At 35.0% G+C, this 20,228-nt stretch carries 14 protein-coding genes; 3 read left to right on the top strand and 11 right to left on the bottom strand.

The window, feature by feature from the left end:
• Window positions 1–13: 13 nt before the first annotated feature.
• The 9 genes from J2S19_RS01015 to J2S19_RS00975 all read right to left on the bottom strand — a co-directional run bounded on the left by J2S19_RS01015 (window position 14) and on the right by J2S19_RS00975 (window position 11,840).
• The gene (locus tag J2S19_RS01015) at window positions 14–2,329 is read right to left on the bottom strand and encodes a peptidoglycan-binding protein (protein ID WP_307335860.1); all 2,316 of its coding nucleotides are present in this window, start codon (window positions 2,327–2,329) and stop codon (window positions 14–16) included.
• A 114-nt stretch (window positions 2,330–2,443) separates the two neighbouring features.
• Window positions 2,444–2,761: a hypothetical protein gene (locus J2S19_RS01010; RefSeq protein ID WP_307335857.1), complete on the bottom strand. Its 318-nt coding sequence runs from the start codon at window positions 2,759–2,761 to the stop codon at window positions 2,444–2,446.
• Between the two features lie 80 nt (window positions 2,762–2,841).
• Entirely contained in the window at window positions 2,842–3,186 is a 345-nt protein-coding gene (locus J2S19_RS01005) for a hypothetical protein (protein WP_307335854.1), read from the bottom strand.
• Window positions 3,187–3,367: 181 nt separating this feature from the next.
• A complete protein-coding gene (locus J2S19_RS01000) occupies window positions 3,368–3,694 on the bottom strand; it encodes an antibiotic biosynthesis monooxygenase (protein WP_307335852.1) in 327 nt (108 codons plus the stop codon).
• Between the two features lie 91 nt (window positions 3,695–3,785).
• Window positions 3,786–4,241, bottom strand: a complete 456-nt coding sequence (locus J2S19_RS00995) for an SRPBCC family protein (RefSeq protein WP_307335849.1) — start codon at window positions 4,239–4,241, stop codon at window positions 3,786–3,788.
• Window positions 4,242–4,363: 122 nt separating this feature from the next.
• On the bottom strand, window positions 4,364–4,606 hold the full coding sequence (gene ymaG, locus J2S19_RS00990) for an inner spore coat protein YmaG (RefSeq protein ID WP_307335846.1): 243 nt from the start codon (window positions 4,604–4,606) through the stop codon (window positions 4,364–4,366).
• A 270-nt stretch (window positions 4,607–4,876) separates the two neighbouring features.
• The gene (locus J2S19_RS00985) at window positions 4,877–9,991 is read right to left on the bottom strand and encodes an ATP-binding protein (protein ID WP_307335843.1); all 5,115 of its coding nucleotides are present in this window, start codon (window positions 9,989–9,991) and stop codon (window positions 4,877–4,879) included.
• Window positions 9,992–10,201: 210 nt separating this feature from the next.
• Window positions 10,202–10,924 carry a response regulator transcription factor gene (locus tag J2S19_RS00980; RefSeq protein ID WP_307335838.1) on the bottom strand — a complete coding sequence of 241 codons (723 nt, stop codon included), beginning with the start codon at window positions 10,922–10,924 and terminating at the stop codon, window positions 10,202–10,204.
• Window positions 10,925–11,438: 514 nt separating this feature from the next.
• A complete protein-coding gene (locus tag J2S19_RS00975) occupies window positions 11,439–11,840 on the bottom strand; it encodes a YuzC family spore coat inner layer protein (RefSeq protein WP_307335836.1) in 402 nt (133 codons plus the stop codon).
• 684 nt (window positions 11,841–12,524) lie between these two features.
• On the opposite strand from J2S19_RS00975, the gene J2S19_RS00970 reads away from it, so the two are divergent.
• Complete coding sequence (locus J2S19_RS00970) at window positions 12,525–12,734, top strand: DUF892 family protein (RefSeq protein ID WP_307335833.1); 210 nt, start codon at window positions 12,525–12,527, stop codon at window positions 12,732–12,734.
• Window positions 12,731–13,030, top strand: a complete 300-nt coding sequence (locus tag J2S19_RS00965; RefSeq protein WP_307335830.1) for a spore coat protein — start codon at window positions 12,731–12,733, stop codon at window positions 13,028–13,030. The genes J2S19_RS00970 and J2S19_RS00965 overlap by 4 nt, the downstream gene beginning before the upstream one ends.
• Window positions 13,031–13,094: 64 nt before the next feature.
• Here the strand turns inward: J2S19_RS00965 and gltD are convergent, their stop codons facing one another.
• Window positions 13,095–14,579: a glutamate synthase small subunit gene (gltD, locus tag J2S19_RS00960; protein WP_307335828.1), complete on the bottom strand. Its 1,485-nt coding sequence runs from the start codon at window positions 14,577–14,579 to the stop codon at window positions 13,095–13,097.
• Between the two features lie 15 nt (window positions 14,580–14,594).
• Window positions 14,595–19,160: a glutamate synthase large subunit gene (gene gltB / locus J2S19_RS00955; RefSeq protein ID WP_307335825.1), complete on the bottom strand. Its 4,566-nt coding sequence runs from the start codon at window positions 19,158–19,160 to the stop codon at window positions 14,595–14,597.
• A 142-nt stretch (window positions 19,161–19,302) separates the two neighbouring features.
• On the opposite strand from gltB, the gene gltC reads away from it, so the two are divergent.
• Window positions 19,303–20,205 carry a glutamate biosynthesis transcriptional regulator GltC gene (gene gltC / locus J2S19_RS00950; RefSeq protein WP_307335822.1) on the top strand — a complete coding sequence of 301 codons (903 nt, stop codon included), beginning with the start codon at window positions 19,303–19,305 and terminating at the stop codon, window positions 20,203–20,205.
• Window positions 20,206–20,228: the final 23 nt, after the last annotated feature.

Genomic DNA, 20,228 nt, shown 5'->3' with positions numbered 1-20,228 from the left:
AACTCCTCCAATTTTATTTAATGATGGCATTTATCTTACTGTGCGTTGCAGGACCAGCTATGCCATCTGATTTTAATTTGTATTTTTTTTGAAAAGCTATTACCGCATTCTTTGTTGCATTGTCATATCTTCCGTGCGACTTACCTTTGTATTGGCCACTTTTTCTTAATTTGTTTTGCAAATCAGTAACTGCTGTACCCTTTGAACCAACTCTTAATGTCGGATATGTTTTTTTTACAACTGTAACAGCCTTTTTTGGTGTACTTTTAACAGTTGTATCTAGTTTACTCAACATTGTTGGGTTAGCGATACCATCGGCCTTCAGTTTGTACTTTTTTTGAAAAGCTATGACTGCATTTTTCGTTGCAGTGTCATATGTTCCATGTGACTTGCCTTTATATATCCCAACAGTTTTTAGTTTATTCTGCATATCCACAACGGCTGATCCCTTTGAGCCAATTTTTAAAGTTGGATACTTTTTCACTGTACTTGTTTGAACTTTCGGTTTTGTAACTGCAGATAATTTACTGATGGTTGCAGTACCTGCGATTCCATCAGCTTTAAGCTTATATTTTTTTTGAAAGGCTATGACTGCATTTCTAGTTGCTGTATCAAATGTACCATGTGACTTCCCCTTATAAATTCCTGTAGTTCGCAACTTATTTTGTAAATCAATTACTGCAGTTCCCTTTGATCCATATTTAAGTATAGTTACTTTAGGAGCAGGTGTCGGTTTAACTGTTGTTGCATGTTTAGGTGGGGGCGGAGTTGTTTTAACCTCAGACTTAGGAGTAACCGCTTCTTGTGCCGGCGCAGAAATCGCACCTGGTGTATGTGCTGCTGGTTCATTAACAATAGGCTTCTGTACATTCGTAACATTTTGAGTAACTTGTAAAGTTTGTCCAACATAAACAATATCTGATGATAGTTCGTTCAATTCTTTAAGTTGGTTAATCGACATGTGATGTTCTTGAGCAATTTTCCATAAAGAATCTCCTGCTTTTACAACATATGTAGCTATACTTGTTTTCGTTTTGTCGACTTGTTCCGTTTGAAGCTCTGATGGGGGTGACGTTGCTTTTCCATCGTGTGATAACCATGTCCGGTAATGTTTCCATATTGATGTACTTTCTTGACCTAAACTCCAGCTTCCTGTACCTTTCAATTCATATTTATGGAGCAGAGTTAACTTTGCTTGGATTGATTCATGATTTTCAAACCAAATATGATACGTTCCAGGTGTTAACTTCTTTCCTGCAATCGTTGTAGAAGGGTCACCTTCTTTAATGGTAATAATTGCTTTTGGCGATTTAGTTTTCTCGTCAAACTCTACCTTGCCACCATATCTTGCTATCATTTCATCTACACGATTATTGGAAATTCCTACACCACCTGATGTTTCTCCAACTTTCCAGTACCTACCATAAAATGGAATGCCTAATACAATCTTATTTGAAGGTACATCTTGCTTAATGGCATATTGGATGGATCGTTCTACCCAGTCGTAACTAGCAACAGGACCCTCTGGACTACCAGTGTAACTTTCATCATAAGCCATAATCATTAGGTAATCTGAATGCTTCGCTATTTCTGTGTAATCATAAGAGCCATGCCAACCTTTTGTCCAACCGTTTGGATTTGCTGCAACGGCAACGGAAACTTCTTTTTCTTTAGGTAGTTTTTCATTTAGAAGCTTGACTAGGTCTGTATATTGGTCCCTGTCAATATCGGTTACATTTTCAATATCAACCTGTACGCCATCTAAATTATTTTTCATAATAAATTCTGCTATTTGTGTTGTAAGTTTTTCTCTATTGGTTAGCGCCGCACGACCTAGATTTCGATCCCAGTGATTACTTAAGAAAGGGACTACTTTAATACCACGCTTATGCATCTCTGTTACAAAAACCGGGTCAAATTGAGAAGTAATTTTTAATGTTCCATCAAGATTTAAGTCAAAATAACTAGGTGATACTAAATTCAAATTACCTTCTGTACTATCAACCTGCTTTACATATGATTGTGTATTACCGAAATAAAGATATGACATATTAAATTCTACTTCATGAGCTTCTGCCTTTTTCATGGGGAAACTTGTTATAATTGTTGCACCTGCAACTATTAGGATGCTTGCTTTTTTTATTTTTGGTAACTGTTTTTGCACATAGTTAATTGCTCTCTTTTTTAACCCTTGTTCCACAGTACCCAATTCAGCACTAAATTCAGCCGTATGATCATTTTGATGAGATTGAACGTTAACATGTAAGATAATCTTTGTATGACCATTCTCTTCACTTATTTCGTATTTAGTAAAATTTAAAGGAAACACAAAAAACACCACCTTACCTCTAGTATGTATAGTACGGTAAAAATGATGTAACAAAGTTATATACCTTATCTAGTTATGTATTATTTCATTCATAAAAATGAAGGAGAAATAGATTCATCTCCTCCGTTTATTTTTCTCATACAACTTCACTTTCGCTAGATCGTTATCTGTATTAATTACTTGGTTAGAAAGTTTCCTCTTGCCTAAAGAATCTAGTCTTTTAACAGCTTCCTCAAATTCATTCTGCGTCAGTTGTTTTGAAGCTAATAATGAATAAAGCATTGCAAAGGCTATTGGTTTCGTGTCTATTAATATATCGATATCCACATCTGAATTACCGCTATGACTTAGTGTAGATTCATTTGCTAGAAAATTTTGTGCCAATGCATTCTCAATATGTTCGTCCAATTCATAGTTAGGTTGCTTCCGCATTCTCTCACCTCATTGCATTATTATTTTATAGAAAAAGGTGGAGTGAAGTATCACTTACTTCACTCACCTTTAATCATTTATTAGAATTCGTTATTTGCTCTTGCGCGTGATCTAGCATCAGCGTCTGCATCAGAGTCAGATTCAGAATCTGAACCAGAATCAGAAGCAGAATCAGACGCGGAGTCAGATGTTGAATCAACGTTCACATCAACATGTGCATTTCCACTATTAATAACTTTTGCAATGTTTGTGTTACGATTTTTATTCTTTAAATCATTTTCATTATCTAACTCATTATCATTGCGTAAATCATTATCTACATCTACATCAGAATATGAATCAGACTTAGAATGAGAGTTTGCATGTGAGCGACTTTCTACTTGATTACCGTTTTCATCGAATTTTCTATTCTTCCAATATCCCATTGCTTTCCCTCCTTTCGCTCTTCTAAGATTACTATATTCGAAAACAATGAAAGTGAATGTGCTACTGTTACTAAGCAAAACATTGATTTATTATGTAGAGTAAGGATAAATTATTGCATAAAAAAAGAGAGTCAATACTCTTAACATGAATATCAACTCTCTAGTGAAAAAATCTATTTTTTTAGTTAATATGTGCAGGTTTTTTAACACTTTTCACATCATATAATCCACCAGTTACTTCTATTATATATTCTGGCTTCGGTTTACCTAGATTTGCCTTATGACCGGCAATATGTGCCTCACTTTTTTCCCACTGTTTCCATTTTTCTTCAGATTCCCATTTAATCGATACGATGACCTCTTCTTCACCACGTCTCACCTTTTTCACTAAGACGGTAGCTTCAATAAAACCTTCTTGCTCTTCAATAATTCCTTTTCCTGAAAAACGTTCAACAATTTTATCGGCATTACCTTCTGATACTTTAAAGGTCTTCATTTGAACAAACATCATCTCGTCTCCTATCCCACTACTTTTATCTCTAAGTTTAAATGATACTAATTATCATTGTCAATTCTAATGTTTGTTCTCTACCAATAATTTATTTCGTAATATTCTCTAGGCTCTTTATATGTGAAATTATTTGATCCGTCATTTCTTTTGTCATTTCTTCTAAATTTTTTTTGAGACGCGACTCAATTAACTTTGCCATTGCGCCTTCAGGTACTATTTCTAAGTAACCAGTCATTGCTGTATGTCTTTCATCGACTGCGATCGCTTCGAAATATCCATTACCAGACATTTTTTCATTCAGCCCTGTTAGCTTAAATGTGACTTTTTCCGGTTCATTCCAACTTGTAATTTCTACTTTTAATTCAACCTTCTTTTTTATCATTCCTAAATCCGTCTTAAACACCCATGTGGATTCTTTCTCATTTAACATCTGATGATTGATATAGCCCGGTACGAGCGGGGCCCAATTATTCATATTCTCAATAAAACTCCAGATTGTTTCGATTGGTAAATCAACCTGTACCTTGTAACACTCACTTGCCATTCAATATCCCCACTTTCATCTTTTCTACATTTTTCAGTTCATTCTGAACTTATTCAATGGATATGAAAGTTATTCGAAACATTTATGACAACCTGCGTTACTTAAGTTTTCATTAATCTAATTTAATACCATCCGCCATACGGAACATACGGGTAATAAGGATAACCGCCATAAAAATACGGATTTACAAAAGTACTACCCAATAACCCGCCTAATACTCCACCTACAAACGGTGCTCCATAATAATATGGTCTTGGCCTACCGTAAAACGGTCTTCCGTAAAATGGTCTGCCATAATAAGGTCTTGGTCTGCCGATAAACCTCTCTTCATTTTCTACATAAGGAATTTGCATGTCTTGATTCATGTTTACTCTCCTCCATATCTAGGTATCTCACTATTCGTTACCAAAATATGTTATACACTGACGGAATTCCCTAGGTAAAATGCCTATTTTTCTACATACCGCATTTCGACGCCTCCGCCACCTATACAAAGAATTTTTCGATTTACCGGCTGGTTAGAGACTAGAGACTATACTAATCTCATGCTATACGTGCGACAATGTATCTTGTAAGGCCTGTACAAGGATGTGAAAGCACATGAATTAGCCACTAAGAAACGGAAACTTATTCGATTAGAAGAAATCTTCCTCTACAAAGGTTATAGGGAGCTGAATAAATATCGTTGTTCCTTCACCGAAAACACTTTCGGCCCAAATTTCCCCTTGATGTCGTTTCACAATTTCTCTACAAATTGTCAGTCCTAAGCCATTCCCTTTTACATTGGGACGTATTGATTTTGTATAGTCTCTTTCAAAGATAAATGGGAGACTTTCCTTATCAATACCGCTCCCTGTATCACGAATAGACAGTAATACATGTTCACTTAGAATCTCCAGGTTTAAATAAATCCCGCCTGATTCTGTAAATTTAAGTGCATTTGTGAGAATGTTTGTCATCACTTGATTCATTCGCTCTATATCCATTTCAACTAGTGGATATGGTTCATCATCAATGTTTACGATTGACACTTCAAATTGCAGATTTCTATTCGCCACTTCATATTGGAAGTGTCGATACGTTGTTTCAATAAATCTATCTATCGGGATGTAATCATAAGTAAACGAAAGATTACCTGATTCAAGTTGACCTAATGAAAATATATCATTGATTAATAATTGTAAGCTGTCTATACGATCAATGCTTTTACGAATAAATTCATCACGTATATCTTCCGTAGTTGCAAATCCTTCTAATATTGCCTCCATGTAACCACGAACGCTTGCAAGTGGTGCTCTTAGATCGTGAGAAATATTTGACAACATTTTACTTCTTGTATCCTTAGATGCTGCCAATTCTTTGTTTGCAAGCTCTAAATGATGATTAGCCTGTTCTAATTCAAATGTTCTCTCGATTACTTTTTCTTCTAAATTTTTATATAAATTTGCATTTTCCAAAGAAATCGCTGCCTGTGTTGAAATAAGCGATAAGAAGTCCATACGCTCTTTTGTAAACACCTTTGTTGCTTGATTATTTTCTAAATAAAGTATAGCTTTTACCTTATTCGTATAATAAATCGGCAAACAACATATCGATTTCACATCTGAATGCTTAAAATAAATATCATCTTGGAACATATCTAACGTATCTAAATTATCTAATATAATTGATTCACCGGTTCGATGGACATAATGTACAATAGTAGAACTAAAATCATATATTTGTTCTGTTCCATATATATGTTTGCTAGCTACTATTTGAAACTGCTCCCCCGATTGAGTAAGTAACAAACCTCGTGTTGCACCAGCATTTTTCATCGCTAAATCTAGGATCTTTTGTACTAATTTCTCAATATTCATTTCACTTGAAATTAATTGTGTAGATTGATAAATTGCATGTAAATCAAAACTTTGTGATTTATCTACACTTGGAATAAAGTCTATTCTGTCATAACTTTTCAAGAGAGTTCCATATGCATCTAGTAATGATGCTACTTTCCTGTTCGCCCCCCATTGCTTGTATGTTTTATAGGCTTCTGAATAATAAAAACTAGCGATTTTTTGTTTCCCTTGGCCCTCATAAAACTTTCCAGTTAATTCATAACATATAGCTAAAATATGTATAAATTGATTTTCTTCACAGGATTTTATCGCACTTTCATATAAATGTTCAGCTGAAGTTATGTCTCCTGTTAACGCAGCTAATTCTGCCTGTACAATACACCGCTTTGCGTAATAGTTACTAGATGATAATTTTGCGAATTTTGTTAACTTTTTTAAGTCATGATGAATTTTTTGCTTCATCAAATATTTCGGATAGTAATGATAATCTTTTTCTCGTAAAAGTTTTATCATCCATAGTGCCCGAATAAAATAATATTCAGGCGCTATCACTAATGTTAACCGATTATTCACTAAAGACTCTAGTTCCTTTAATACTTTCATCGCATAATCCTTTTTGTTAAATAGATAAGCGATAAATAATCGAATTGTATAATGAATAATCTTCCCTGAATCGTCATCGGTAACTAAATGAAAATCCCATTGAAATGAGTTTTCACTTGCTAAATAATCGAACCATTGTGCCATTTCTTCCATAAACTGGTCCATTAAAGGATACTGGATTTCTTTTATAAAGCTAGATTGTTCTTTTAAGGTTATTTTCATTTTAGGAATCGTTGTACCACGGATAAAATGTGCAATCATAATAAATGCACTCGTTGCACCAGCAAGATGAACATTACCTGCTGAAACACTTAACTGTTGTGCTCTTTCTAAATGCTCAACACTATACCTTATATGTGTATTCCAATGATTAACAAAACTGCCGAAAACAAAATGAGTCCGTCCGATAATTCCACGATCTCCCTGTTCTTCTGCATAAGATAAAGCTAGCTTACCGAATTGATAGCTTTGTGAAAAGTCATTAAAACCTGCACTCAAAATTAACGCATAGTTGTTAAAGGCTAGAGGACTCATTTCTGTCAAACCATATTTCAATGTCATCCGCATAGCCTTTAACATAAAGAGAGTAGATAAATTTTGATTCGCATGAAATGTAGGAGCATTTAATGAAATCATTAACTTTAAAATATGTTGATGGTCCTTACTATTCATTGGAGGTAACCTAATTAAGTCATTTGGTTTCCTTCCGATTAAGCTCATTTTTAACAACAGAAATTCATATGCCACATGAATTTTCGTTGGTTTTAGAGGGAATGTTTGTTTTAATAATTTTAGTGCTGCAAGCCCTGCTTCGACTGCTTCTTCTACACGATGTAATTGCGTATACATGGTTACTTTCATCTGATAGATTGCTAGTTTCTCAGATTTAGTAGTTGTTGCTATTAATAGATGGTTAAAAATGGATTCTGCGTCGTCAAATTTACTATTTAAATAGTAAGACTCTCCTAATGCAAGTAACAATTTGAAAGGAATTGACTGTTTCTCATTAAACCCTTTTAATATTCCATAAGCTGTTTGATAGTATTTTAATGCCGCTTGAAAAGCTGCAGTACTTTGGGCGTATTCACCAGCATCAATATTCAGATTTGCCAATTGATGTTTTTGATCATTATTTAACAACTTCTCTGCTATATTTAAATGGTGTACAAGATTATATAGCCTCGCGTCCTTCTCATCTTCATATTGATTCAATAAATAAAAACCTAGCTTCATGTGAATTTCTGACTTTTGTTCCTCTGTTAATGTACTATATACGACTTGCTGTATCCGGTCATGAATAAAGCGGAAATTCATTTGTTGACTTGCATCAGTATCCTCATTTCTTAATACATCTTCGATAGATAATACTAATCCTAATTCAATAGCAAGTGCTAAAGAGGTGACTATTTTTTCTTCCTTTTCATTAGTAATTGCTTGTAGTGTATCGAAATCAAATTGAATCCCGATGCAAGAAGCTACTTTTAATATTTTCTGTGTTGTCATTGGAAGTTCTTTTATTCTATATACTAAAAAAGGGATAACATTGTTCTGGATCGTTTCAATTGATAATCTATTTTTGTTAAAAACCCATGTTCCTTTGTTTGGTTCAAAATATAATACTTTGTTTTCATTAAGAGCTAATAATAATTGTTTAATAAAGAAGGGATTTCCTTGTGATATTTGATAGACGACTGTAGTAAATTCTCCTAACTGTCTTTTATCAACGATGTAATTTGATAGCCAACCTTCAATCGTTGTCATTGGCAATGGCTGTAAATGGATCGTGTTAATCGGTCGCTTCTTGTTTATGTCAGAAATACTCTCAAGTAATTGATGTCCTTCTTCGATATCTTCCGTCCGATATGTACCAATTAATAAAAAATTCTTGTCTTGAATAGATAGAATGTACTCAATTAATTCTAACGATGCTTGGTCAGCCCACTGCAAATCGTCAAGAAAGAGAATAAGTGGATAATCTACCTTAGAAAACACCTTGATTAACTTTTGAAATGCATAGAAAAAATGTACTTGTACATCACTAGATTTTACATCTGGTTCATTGAATTCAGCCTTTATTATTAACTGTAATTCAGGAAGAATTTTATACATGACAGTTAAATTTGTCCCGACCTCTTCCATTATTTTCACTTTCCATTTTGTTAACTCTACTTCATGTAAAGTAAGAACTTTCTTTAAGAGCATTCTAAATGCATCAATAATTCCACTATATGGACGTTTATTATGTAGATTATATTTCCCTTGAATAAACATCGATTCTTTTAAAGCAGTTTGATATTTTACTTCTTCTGCTAAAGTAGTTTTTCCGGTCCCCGACTCTCCAGAGATAAGAATAAATTGAGTTTCACCGTCTATTAACTTTTCAACTGCTTCATTAATACACTCTAGCTCGTAAGTTCGACCAAATAAATGTGTTGAAGCTTCAATTAAAATTAATGGGTCCTTCTCACCAATATTAACTGCTATCCCATCGCCATCTTGGAATTGCTTCCGACACATTTGTAAATCTTCATGCAAACCAAAAGCACTATTATATCGTTGTTTTGCCGCTTTATTTATCAACTTCATAATGATTTCAGATAAGACAGACGGTATATTGGCATTATGGTTACTCGGGGACAGAGGTTTTTTAGAAATATGTGCATAAAACCAATCAATTGGAGAATTTTCATTGAATGGTAACGTACCTGTTATCATTTGATAAAATACCACGCCAATTGAATATAAATCAGATTGGTCAGTTATATTCTGGTTCATTCTTCCTGTATGTTCCGGTGAAAGATATGGTAGTTCCATTTCATGTTGAGCGTTATAGTCACTTGAAATATTGTCTAACCTTATCTCTGTTAACCTTATTTCATTTGTCAATGGGTTCAAGAGGATAGTGGAGGGATTACAATTTTTATGGATTATATGTTGAAAATGCAGATGAACATATGCTTTAGAAATTGATATTGCGATTGGAAAAAATTCCGCAATGGATAATATGCCTTGTTTCGACTCCAAATATTGTTCGAGAGACATTAATGGTTCATATTCGTAGACGAGAATCATTAACTCTCCTTGTTCATCTATAAAAAGTGGCTGTAATATTTGGTCAATGTTTAAACCTTGTAAAGTGTGAATTTCTTTCTCGATATTCTCAATAACATTTTTATTAGCAAAGTTAGTATTTACAACTTTTAGAAGTACATTTTTCCTAAGCTTTGTAGAAAATCCACTATATAATGTCGAATGTTGATAATTTGCGATTAATTCAAGTGATACATAACCAGCAATGTTCTTCATCTCATTCTATTCTCCTTATAAAATAGGCACTGTCATGCATAGTTTTTGATTATACATGCCGTATTCCGTACACATCAAGCACAATGTTCTCACCTTATTTTCCTCTAACACTCGAATAAGTTATACCGTTAAAAACTCAACTCTAAATTTAGATTATAATTGCCTCCTAAACTTAAAAAGTGTAAGAGTACTTAGGTTACAGGACGTATATTAACCTGATTGATGCTCGTTGAACATATAACCCTTCCCCCTTTTTGTTATAATTAATTGAGGCTTTGATGGGTCGAGATCAATCTTCTTTCTTAGATTACTAATATGTACCATAACGGTGCGATAGTCACCAAACCCCTCTTCTCTCCATATATATTCATACAATTGCTCTACAGAAAAAACTATGTTTGGATTTTCCGCTAATAAACATAGCAATTGGAATTCTTTAGTCGATAACGTTACTTGTCTATTATGAACGATAACCAAACCTTTCATTCTATCAATCGTAATAGAAGGATACGTCAGTAAACGGTCTGATTCCGAATGTTTAGTATCATAAAAAGAATGTGAATTTGGCCTTTGTCTCCGTAAATGAGCTTGTACTTTTGCAACGAGAACAGCTGGACTAAACGGTTTTGTAATATAGTCATCCCCACCAATACGGTGAGCTAATATTTTATCAAAATCATCCTCTTTTGCACTTAGAAAAAGAATTGGAACGCTTGTATGTTGTCTCAATAGCCGACATACTTCATAGCCATCCATATCAGGAAGCATAACATCTAAAATGATTATGCTAGGATGATATTCTTTAGCCTTCTGCAAGGCTAATTGTCCTTTACTAGCACTAATGACAGTATATTTTTCTTTTGTAAAGTATAACGTTAGAATCGAAAGAATATCACTATCATCATCGATAAGTAAAATTGATTCTTTTACCATTTTACCCCTCCTCTTGTACCAGGTGTTACTATATACTCAAATAAGAATCAGTCCCTATTACCTACAAAATTTCTATATACACCCATTAATCCAGTAATATCCCTTTATTTCATACTATTGTAATACTTATCACATTATATAAGTTTTCTTATATTCTATCAAAGAATATTAACTAAATTATACAAAATTTGTCGATTTTTAAATTTTTTTGTAAAATTTATATTTATACAAGATGGTATAGTGATTATGAATTATTCCCACAACTTTCATAAATTGTCACCTATTATTATCTATAGCTACACTCTCTCGATACTCCCTTAAGTATAAAAATAATGAAATCATCATCTACAATCAAACATTTAATAAATGTAAAAACATCAATCTATCAGAAGAATTCTCTAATACACAAACCCTACAAAAATGATAAGTTGTGGAGCCTTACATAAACATTTTTTGTGAATTCTGAATTCATTTGACTATTTCTTAACAGCTCCACAGAGCATAATCGATGTTGTCATTTCCACCTTAATGCAATGGTTAAATGACAACAGTCAGTATTACCAACTTTCGATGACATCTTTAAGTTAATACCATCAGGATTGAAGGTAGTCTCCACTTCCGATTTTATTCCAGTCGATTTAAAAAGATTTTCAACCTCTGACATATTTGACTGTTGTGCTGCTGACATTACTTTATTTGCAAATGTTTTTGAGGTTGCAAGTTTTTTTAGAACGATACTTGCGTCATTCATTAAAATTTGCATTGATTTTGCAGATTCATTAAAAAATGTTGCATCAACAGAATTATATTGTCTGTACGGTGTTTGGTGATAAACATATTGATAATAAGGTGTCACACAAGCCGGGATACAATAAGCTGGATAATCACCTCTTGGGTACAAATGCACATAATTCATTTCTTCCACCTCCATATCACTTACACAATACAATATACAATCGCTTAGTCATATGTGTGAACATTTAACAATTAGTGGAAAATATTGTCGTGAATAAGATTAATTTCTATTCTAAAAATATAGTGACAAATAATCTAAACTAATACTTTTCGTTGAAAGGATGAAACGTTCTGAAAAATTACCGTTTTCTCATAGATGATAATTATAATGCCAATTCAATCGCAAATGATTTACGTCTCCAACTCGAAGTAAATCGATTTCAAAATATTTTAATAAGACCAGTTGACACACGGAATGAAGTAATTGTTCAAGTTCCAGAGACAGCAGATAACCTAGAAGACACAATTAACAGCTTTATGGATAATTATAAAACTGGAATTATTCTTGAATGATTTTATACATATCGTTTATTCACACTAATATTTCATTGGTTTAATCTTCAATATTACTGCTTCGCGCTTGATGAATCGTGAGTTTTATCGCAAAAGGTCACGATTTAGCAAACTACTCTCTAATAAAAACTGATTAGGGCACTAATCTATATTGGTAACTAGTACCTCTCTAAAAACGCTTAAAGATAAACCCATACTTTCTTCTTGTTAAAACTTGGGTGACATAGAACGCTATGAACGTGAAAACAATAATCTTTGTGTTTAATTACATTATTTAAGGGAGGCATAAAAAATGGATACACAATATTTAGCACCACATGAAACATACGAATTACACGAGCTTCTAACGTTTAAAAATACGTGTTTAACAAAGTCTGCAACAATGAGCAAATTAATCCAAGACTCTGAGCTAAAAAGTATTCTTGAAAATGATGTCACTAAATCTAGAGACCAAATTCAACGCCTGCAACAATTTATTACAAATCGAGGTGAAAATCAATGAATGATATGATGCAAAATATGTCAGGGATGAGTGCAATGACTGAACAAGTAGTTGCGACTGATTTTTTAATTTCAGCTAAGTCTGGTGTTAAAAATTTAGCAATGGCTATAACAGAAACGTCAACACCTGAAGTTCGGGAGACATTAAAGCAATACTTGAATGATGCAATTGATACTCATGAACAAATTTTTAACTATATGGTGAATAAAGGATATTACCACCCGAAAGATATCGCTGAACAATTAAATGTTGATTTAAATGCAGCACAAACTGCAATGAACTTGCCACAATCTTAACAAATAAGGGTGACTCATAAAATGTTAGACACTTCATGAGTCACCCTCTGTATAATGGTCAAGGTTAAGCTAATACAGTACTTCCCATCAAATATTTATCTACTTCCCTGGCAACTTCTCTACCTTCATTGATAGCCCAAACAATTAAACTTTGTCCACGCCTAGCATCACCTGCTGCGAAAACACCCTCAACATTCGTTTTAAAATCTCCATATTTTGCCGCAACAACATTTCTAGCAGTTGTATCAACATTAAAGTGCTTCAATACTGACTGCTCAGCACCTTCAAAACCGATTGCAATAAACACTAGTTGTGCAGGCCAAACTTTTTCTGTACCTGGAATCTCTTTAAAGTAATAATTTCCATTCTCATCCTTCATTTTTTCCATTTGGATCGTATGAAGCTCTTTTAGATTACCTTTTTCATCAGAGACAAGTTTTTTTGTTTGAATAGAATATTCACGTGGGTCGTGGCCGAACTTTGCATTTGCTTCTTCATAGGCATATTCCATCGTGAATACGTGTGGTGCCTCTGGCCACATATTTTGTGAAGTACGAGCCATTGGAAGCTTTGGATGTTTACCGAATTGTACAACACTTTTGCAATTTTGTCTTAGTGCAGTTGCAACACAGTCAGCACCTGTATCTCCTCCACCAATAACAATGACATCTTTGCCTTCAGCATTAATAAATTGATTATCTTTAAAGTTACTATCTAAATAACTCTTTGTTGATGTCGTTAGATAGTCCATTGCAAAATGGACACCGTTTGCTTTCCGTCCATCAATTTTTAAATCCCTTTGTTTTTGTGCACCTACACAGAGGATAACGGCATCAAATTGTTGTCTTAGCTCGTCTGCAGTCACATCTTTACCAACTTCTGTATTCGTTACAAATGTAATTCCTTCTTCACTTAACAGTGATATTCTGCGTTCCACAATGCCTTTATCTAGCTTCATATTCGGAATTCCATATGTCAACAGTCCGCCCAATCGGTCTGAACGTTCAAAAACTGTCACCGAATGACCTGCTTGATTTAATTGGTCGGCACTTGCTAATCCAGCAGGGCCCGAACCGATAATTGCGATTTTCTTTCCTGTTCTTCTTACTGGAATTCGTGGAGTAATCCATCCATTCTCGAAGCCTTTATCAATAATTGCTTTTTCGATATTTTTAATTGCAACAGCCGGGTCGGAAATTGCTACGTTACAGGACCCTTCACAAGGTGCAGGACACACTCGCCCGGTAAATTCAGGAAAATTGTTTGTTTTTACGAGTCTTTCGAGTGCTTCCTTCCATCTACCCTGATAAACGAGGTCGTTCCATTCTGGTATTAAATTATGAATTGGACAACCAGACGTATATCCGTTAATTTCAGTTCCAATATGGCAAAATGGTGTTGCACAATCCATGCAACGTGCTCCTTGTCTCATTAGCGTTTCCTCAGTGAAAGGAGCTGAATATTCATGCCAGTCTTTTAAACGCTCGAGCGGCTCACGTTCAGCCGCCTTCTCACGTCTAATTTCGATAAATCCCGTTGCTTTCCCCATGTTCTTCTCCCCTTTCTACTGAACAACTGCTCTCGTGCGTTCAATTGAAAAATCATTTATTGTTTTTTCCGTATTGGCATTTGCTTCAAATGCACTCATAATTGCTTCTTCCTTTGACAATCCCGCTAAGATTTGTTCATCAATACGCTTCATCATACGTTTGTAATCTTTCGGAATAACCTTAACAAATTTCGATAACATTTCATCCCAGTTATCAAGTATATACTCAGCTTTTCTGCTACCTGTATAGTCAAAATGATTTTGGATCATATCTTCCAATAATCGAGCTTCTTTTTCTTCAAAAACATGGTCAAATTCAATCATTTCGTCATTACAAAGACTTTTAAAAGTATCTTGGTTTTCTGGAAGAACATACGCAATACCTCCCGACATACCAGCACCGAAATTTTTGCCCACTTCTCCTAATATCACAACGCGTCCACCTGTCATATATTCACAACCATGGTCACCAACACCTTCTACAACAACATTTGCACCACTGTTTCGCACTGCAAATCGTTCACCTGCGCACCCATTTATATAAGCTTCACCACTAGTGGCGCCATAGAACGAAACATTTCCGATAATAACATTCTCAGAAGGCTTAAAAGTCGATTCATTTGGCGGAGCTACTATTATCTTTCCACCTGAAAGTCCTTTACCTAAATAGTCATTTGAATCACCTGAAAGCAGCATCGTTACACCGTTCGGGATAAATGCTCCAAAACTTTGACCAGCAGACCCATTAAAGCGAAGAACTATCGTATCTTCAGGTAAACCTTCCTCACCGTAACGTTTCGATATTTCACTGCCAATAATTGTTCCTGCAACCCGATTCACATTTTTTATTGAGAAAGATGCATCGATAGGGTTACCTTTTTTAATTGCTTCTTTGACAATTGGTAGAATTTCTACCATATCAAGCGATTGGTCTATTTTATGATTTTGTTTGATACTCGCTGTACGTGCTCCACTTGGTTGATGTAATAATGTTGTTAAATCCAAGTCTTTCGCTTTCCAATGTGCTTTAGCTCGTTCACTCACTTGAAGAATATCTGTACGTCCAATCATTTCTTCCATCGTTTTGAAACCTAGCTCAGCCATAATTTCACGAACCTCTTGTGCGATAAAAGTCATAAAGTTTACAATATGGTCTGGATCCCCAGTAAACTTATCTCTTAACTCAGGATTTTGTGTTGCAATTCCGACTGGACAAGTATCTTTATGACATACACGCATCATAATACAACCTAAAACAACTAGTGGTGCAGTCGCAAAGCCATATTCTTCTGCTCCTAAAATTGCTGCCATGACAACATCACGGCCTGTCATTAATTTTCCATCTGTTTCTAACACGACTCTGTCGCGTAACCCATTTAACATTAAGGTTTGATGAGCTTCTGCTAACCCAAGCTCCCACGGTAAACCAGTATGTTTAATACTCGTTTTTGGTGATGCACCTGTTCCACCATCATAACCACTAATGACTATAACATCAGCTGCACCTTTTGCTACCCCGGCAGCTATTGTTCCAACACCAGCCTTCGATACAAGCTTTACACTAATTCTCGCATCACGATTAGCATTTTTTAAATCATGAATAAGCTGTGCTAAGTCTTCAATTGAATAAATATCATGGTGTGGCGGTGGTGAAATTAATCCGACTCCTGGTGTAGAACCACGCACTTCAGCAACCCATGGATATACCTTATTACCAGGTAATTGTCCACCTTCACCAGGTTTCGCCCCTTGTGCCATCTTGATTTGTAGCTCTTCAGCATTCACTAAATAATGGCTTTTCACTCCAAAACGACCAGATGCTATTTGTTTGATAGCACTTCTACGTAAATCGCCATTTTCATCCGCAACATAACGTTTTGCGTCCTCGCCACCTTCACCGCTATTACTTCTACCACCAATTCGGTTCATCGCTATTGCTAACGTTTCATGTGCTTCTTTACTTAATGAACCAAACGACATTGCCCCTGTTTTGAAACGTTTCACAATCGAATCAATAGATTCAACTTCATCAATTGGTATAGATTTTCTAGATGGGTCTATTGAAAATAGATTTCGTAGGAAGCCAATTTGTTCTTCATTTGCAGATTTTGTATATTTTTTAAACAAGCTATAATCATTTTTCCGACAAGCCCACTGTAAAGTATGGATAGTTGTAGGGTTGAAAGCATGATGCTCTCCACCTTTTCTCCACTGGAAATCACTTCCGGACTCTAATGAGTTATCGACACGTACTTTATAGGCTTCTTGGTGACGTATTTTCGCTTCTTTAGCGATCGTTTCTAAGCCAATCCCACCTATTTGCGAAGCAGTTCCAGTAAAGTATCGTTCAATTACTTGCATACTTATTCCAACAGCTTCAAATATTTGTGCTCCTCGGTAACTTTGCACAGTTGAAATCCCCATTTTTGACATTACTTTTACGACACCTTCAGTAATTGCCTGGATATATTGTTCAATGGTTTTTTCATAGGTATTATTCAAATTACCATTCTCTATTGCTTCTTTATATGTTGCAAAAGTTAAATATGGGTTTATAGCATCAGCACCATAGCCGATTAATGCAGCGAAATGATGTACTTCTCTCACTTCACCAGATTCAATGATTAAGCTAACTTTTGTACGTGTACCTTGGTATAGTAAATGCTGATGTATCGCACTAACTGCAAGCAAAATTGGTATTGGTGTATGATTTTCATCCATTTCTCTATCTGAAATAATAATTAAATTTACATCCTCATCTATCGCTTCATCAATTTCGTTACAGAGATTATTTAAAGAAAATTCCAAATTTTCAGTGAATAACGACCGTACTGTTCTACTTTTAAAACCTTCGTAAAGGTTGAGACGTAGTTGAGATAGTTCATGATTCGAAATGACTGGTGTAGCTAGTTGAATCCGCTTAGCATTATCTTTCGTCGGATGAAGAATGTTTCCTTCACTACCTAGCAAAGTCATTGTCGATGTGACAATATGTTCCCTAATCGCATCGATTGGCGGGTTCGTTACTTGAGCGAACAATTGCTTAAAGTAATTAAACAACGATTGTGGTTTTTCTGATAATACAGCAAGTGGTGCATCGTTCCCCATTGAACCTAGTGGGTCTTTGCCTTCTGTAATCATCGGAATTAAATATTTTGTTATATCCTCATACGTATATCCGAAAGCTCGTTGTTTTTCCTGTAAGTTTAAAACCGGTTCTTCTACTAGAATTTCAAATTTATCTAGTTTAATTAAGCTATCATCTAGCCATTGTTGATAAGGATTTGAATTAGCAATTTCCGATTTAATTTCCTCATCTGATATAATACGTCCTTCTTCAAGATCTATTAACAGCATTTTTCCAGGACTTAACCGGTCCTTCACCAAAACATTTGCTTCATCAACTTCAATAACACCAACTTCAGATGAAAAAATGATATAATCGTCTTTCGTTACATAATAACGTGCAGGTCGTAACCCGTTTCGATCGAGAATAGCGCCAATTTGTTTTCCATTTGTAAAGGAAATGGCAGTCGGTCCATCCCATGGCTCCATTAAACAGCTGTGATATTCATAAAACGCTCGTTTTTCTTTACTCATATGTGGATTCTCAGTCCATGGTTCAGGAATCATCATCATCGCTGCATGTGCTGGACTTCTCCCAGCTAATACGAAAAACTCAAAAGCATTGTCAAGTATGGACGAGTCACTTCCATCTCTATCCAATATTGGGAGTACCTTGTTGAGGTCCTCACCAAATATTTCTGAGGCAAACTGATTTTCTCTTGCTTTCATCCAATTCATGTTCCCACGGAGTGTATTTATTTCTCCATTATGAATAATATATCGATTTGGATGTGCTCGTTCCCATGAAGGGAATGTATTTGTACTAAACCTAGAATGCACTAAAGAAAAAGCTGATACAAAATCTTCATCTTGTAAATCTATATAAAATGAATCTACTTGGTCTGGAGTAAGCAAGCCTTTATAAACAATCGTATTACTAGATAAACTAGTAAAATAAAATCTCATCTCACGTTCTCTAGCCCAATTTTCTGCTAGTTTACGAATAACATATAATTTACGTTCAAAATCTAACGAATCTATTAAATCATCTGCTGCTCCAATAAACACTTGACGAACAACAGGACAACTCAGTTTTGCAACTGGGCCAATTGTATCTGTATTTACAGGTACATCTCTCCAGCCTAATAGTTGCTGACCTTCTAGTTGAATAATTTGATTGAGTTGCTCTTCAATTTTTTCACGCTCTGAATCATTATCTGAGAAAAAAATCATTCCAACGCCGTAACGTCCATTCTCTGGTAAGTTCATATTGTTACATGTTTTCTTAAAAAATTGGTCTGGGATTTGAATCATTAGTCCTGCTCCATCACCTGTAAGTGGGTCACTACCTTGCCCTCCTCGATGGTCTAACTTGCAAAGCATATCCAGTCCTTTTTTCACTATATCATGTGTAGCGTTACCTTTTATATGTGCATATAAACCGATACCGCATGCATCATGTTCGAATTCAGGACGGTAGAGACCCTGCGCTTTAGGTATTTGATTGTAAGTCATTTTATCTCCCCCTGTAAGATTTTCTTACACCCGTTTATTACCAAGATAATTATATTATATGTTCACAAATTGATAGTAACAATATATAATTTAGATAAGATCTATCTAATAATGAGATATATGATCGGAGGAAGACAAGAAAATGGAATTACGTCAATTACATTATTTTATGGAAGTAGCTGAAAGAGAACATGTTTCTGAAGCTGCACAATATTTACATGTTGCACAATCTGCCATCAGTAGACAGATAGCAAATCTTGAGGCAGAGCTAGGGGTTACGTTATTTGAACGAGAAGGAAGAAATGTCCGACTAACGCCGATTGGTAAGGTATTTTTAACCCATACAAAAACTGCAATTAAAGCAATCGACTATGCAAAAAGACAAATTGATGAATATTTAGACCCAGAGAGAGGATCAATTAAGATTGGTTTTCCGACTAGTCTTGCAAGTCATCTCCTTCCAACTATCATCTCAGCATTTAAAGAGAAATATCCAAACGTTGCTTTCCATCTTCGCCAAGGCTCGTATAATTTTTTAATAGAAGCTGTCATTAACCGTGAAATTGATTTAGCTTTTCTAGGGCCTGTTCCGCTTAATGTTCCTGAAGTTGAAGGTACAATTCTTTTTTCTGAAAATATTTCCGCATTAGTACCTATTAGTCATCCGCTTGCAACAAGAAATCAAATTTTATTAAACGAATTAAGAAGTGATGATTTTGTCTTATTTCCAAGAGGGTATATCCTCCACGAAATGGCTGTTGATGCATGTAAACAAGCCGGCTTTGTCCCAACAATTTCTACAGAAGGAGAAGACTTGGATGCTATAAAGGGACTTGTCTCTGCCGGGATTGGTGTAACCCTGCTTCCAGATAGTACATTCCAGGAAGCAATCCCCCGTTTCACCGTGAAAATACCGATAGAACTACCTATCGTTCGAAGAACTGTAGGCATTATTGTATCTAAAAAACGTGAACTTGCTCCATCTGAAAAAGTATTTTACCAGTTTGTTAAAGAATTCTTTTCTATGCTAGAACAATACCAATGATGAAAAAAAGTTCTTCAATAAAA

This window comes from Metabacillus malikii, assembly GCF_030813355.1.
Taxonomy (GTDB): domain Bacteria; phylum Bacillota; class Bacilli; order Bacillales; family Bacillaceae; genus Metabacillus; species Metabacillus malikii.
This window is presented reverse-complemented; position numbering and strand designations above follow the sequence as displayed.

What these genes read in the sequence shown, in the direction of transcription:
- gltB (WP_307335825.1), bottom strand. Translation starts at nt 19,160, where the DNA reads ATGACTTACAATCAAATACCTAAAGCGCAGGGTCTCTACCGTCCTGAA.
- J2S19_RS00965 (WP_307335830.1), top strand. Translation starts at nt 12,731, where the DNA reads ATGAATGATATGATGCAAAATATGTCAGGGATGAGTGCAATGACTGAA.
- J2S19_RS00985 (WP_307335843.1), bottom strand. Translation starts at nt 9,991, where the DNA reads ATGAAGAACATTGCTGGTTATGTATCACTTGAATTAATCGCAAATTAT.
- J2S19_RS01000 (WP_307335852.1), bottom strand. Translation starts at nt 3,694, where the DNA reads ATGTTTGTTCAAATGAAGACCTTTAAAGTATCAGAAGGTAATGCCGAT.
- gltC (WP_307335822.1), top strand. Translation starts at nt 19,303, where the DNA reads ATGGAATTACGTCAATTACATTATTTTATGGAAGTAGCTGAAAGAGAA.
- J2S19_RS00995 (WP_307335849.1), bottom strand. Translation starts at nt 4,241, where the DNA reads ATGGCAAGTGAGTGTTACAAGGTACAGGTTGATTTACCAATCGAAACA.
- J2S19_RS01010 (WP_307335857.1), bottom strand. Translation starts at nt 2,761, where the DNA reads ATGCGGAAGCAACCTAACTATGAATTGGACGAACATATTGAGAATGCA.
- gltD (WP_307335828.1), bottom strand. Translation starts at nt 14,579, where the DNA reads ATGGGGAAAGCAACGGGATTTATCGAAATTAGACGTGAGAAGGCGGCT.
- J2S19_RS01005 (WP_307335854.1), bottom strand. Translation starts at nt 3,186, where the DNA reads ATGGGATATTGGAAGAATAGAAAATTCGATGAAAACGGTAATCAAGTA.
- ymaG (WP_307335846.1), bottom strand. Translation starts at nt 4,606, where the DNA reads ATGAATCAAGACATGCAAATTCCTTATGTAGAAAATGAAGAGAGGTTT.
- J2S19_RS00975 (WP_307335836.1), bottom strand. Translation starts at nt 11,840, where the DNA reads ATGAATTATGTGCATTTGTACCCAAGAGGTGATTATCCAGCTTATTGT.
- J2S19_RS00980 (WP_307335838.1), bottom strand. Translation starts at nt 10,924, where the DNA reads ATGGTAAAAGAATCAATTTTACTTATCGATGATGATAGTGATATTCTT.
- J2S19_RS00970 (WP_307335833.1), top strand. Translation starts at nt 12,525, where the DNA reads ATGGATACACAATATTTAGCACCACATGAAACATACGAATTACACGAG.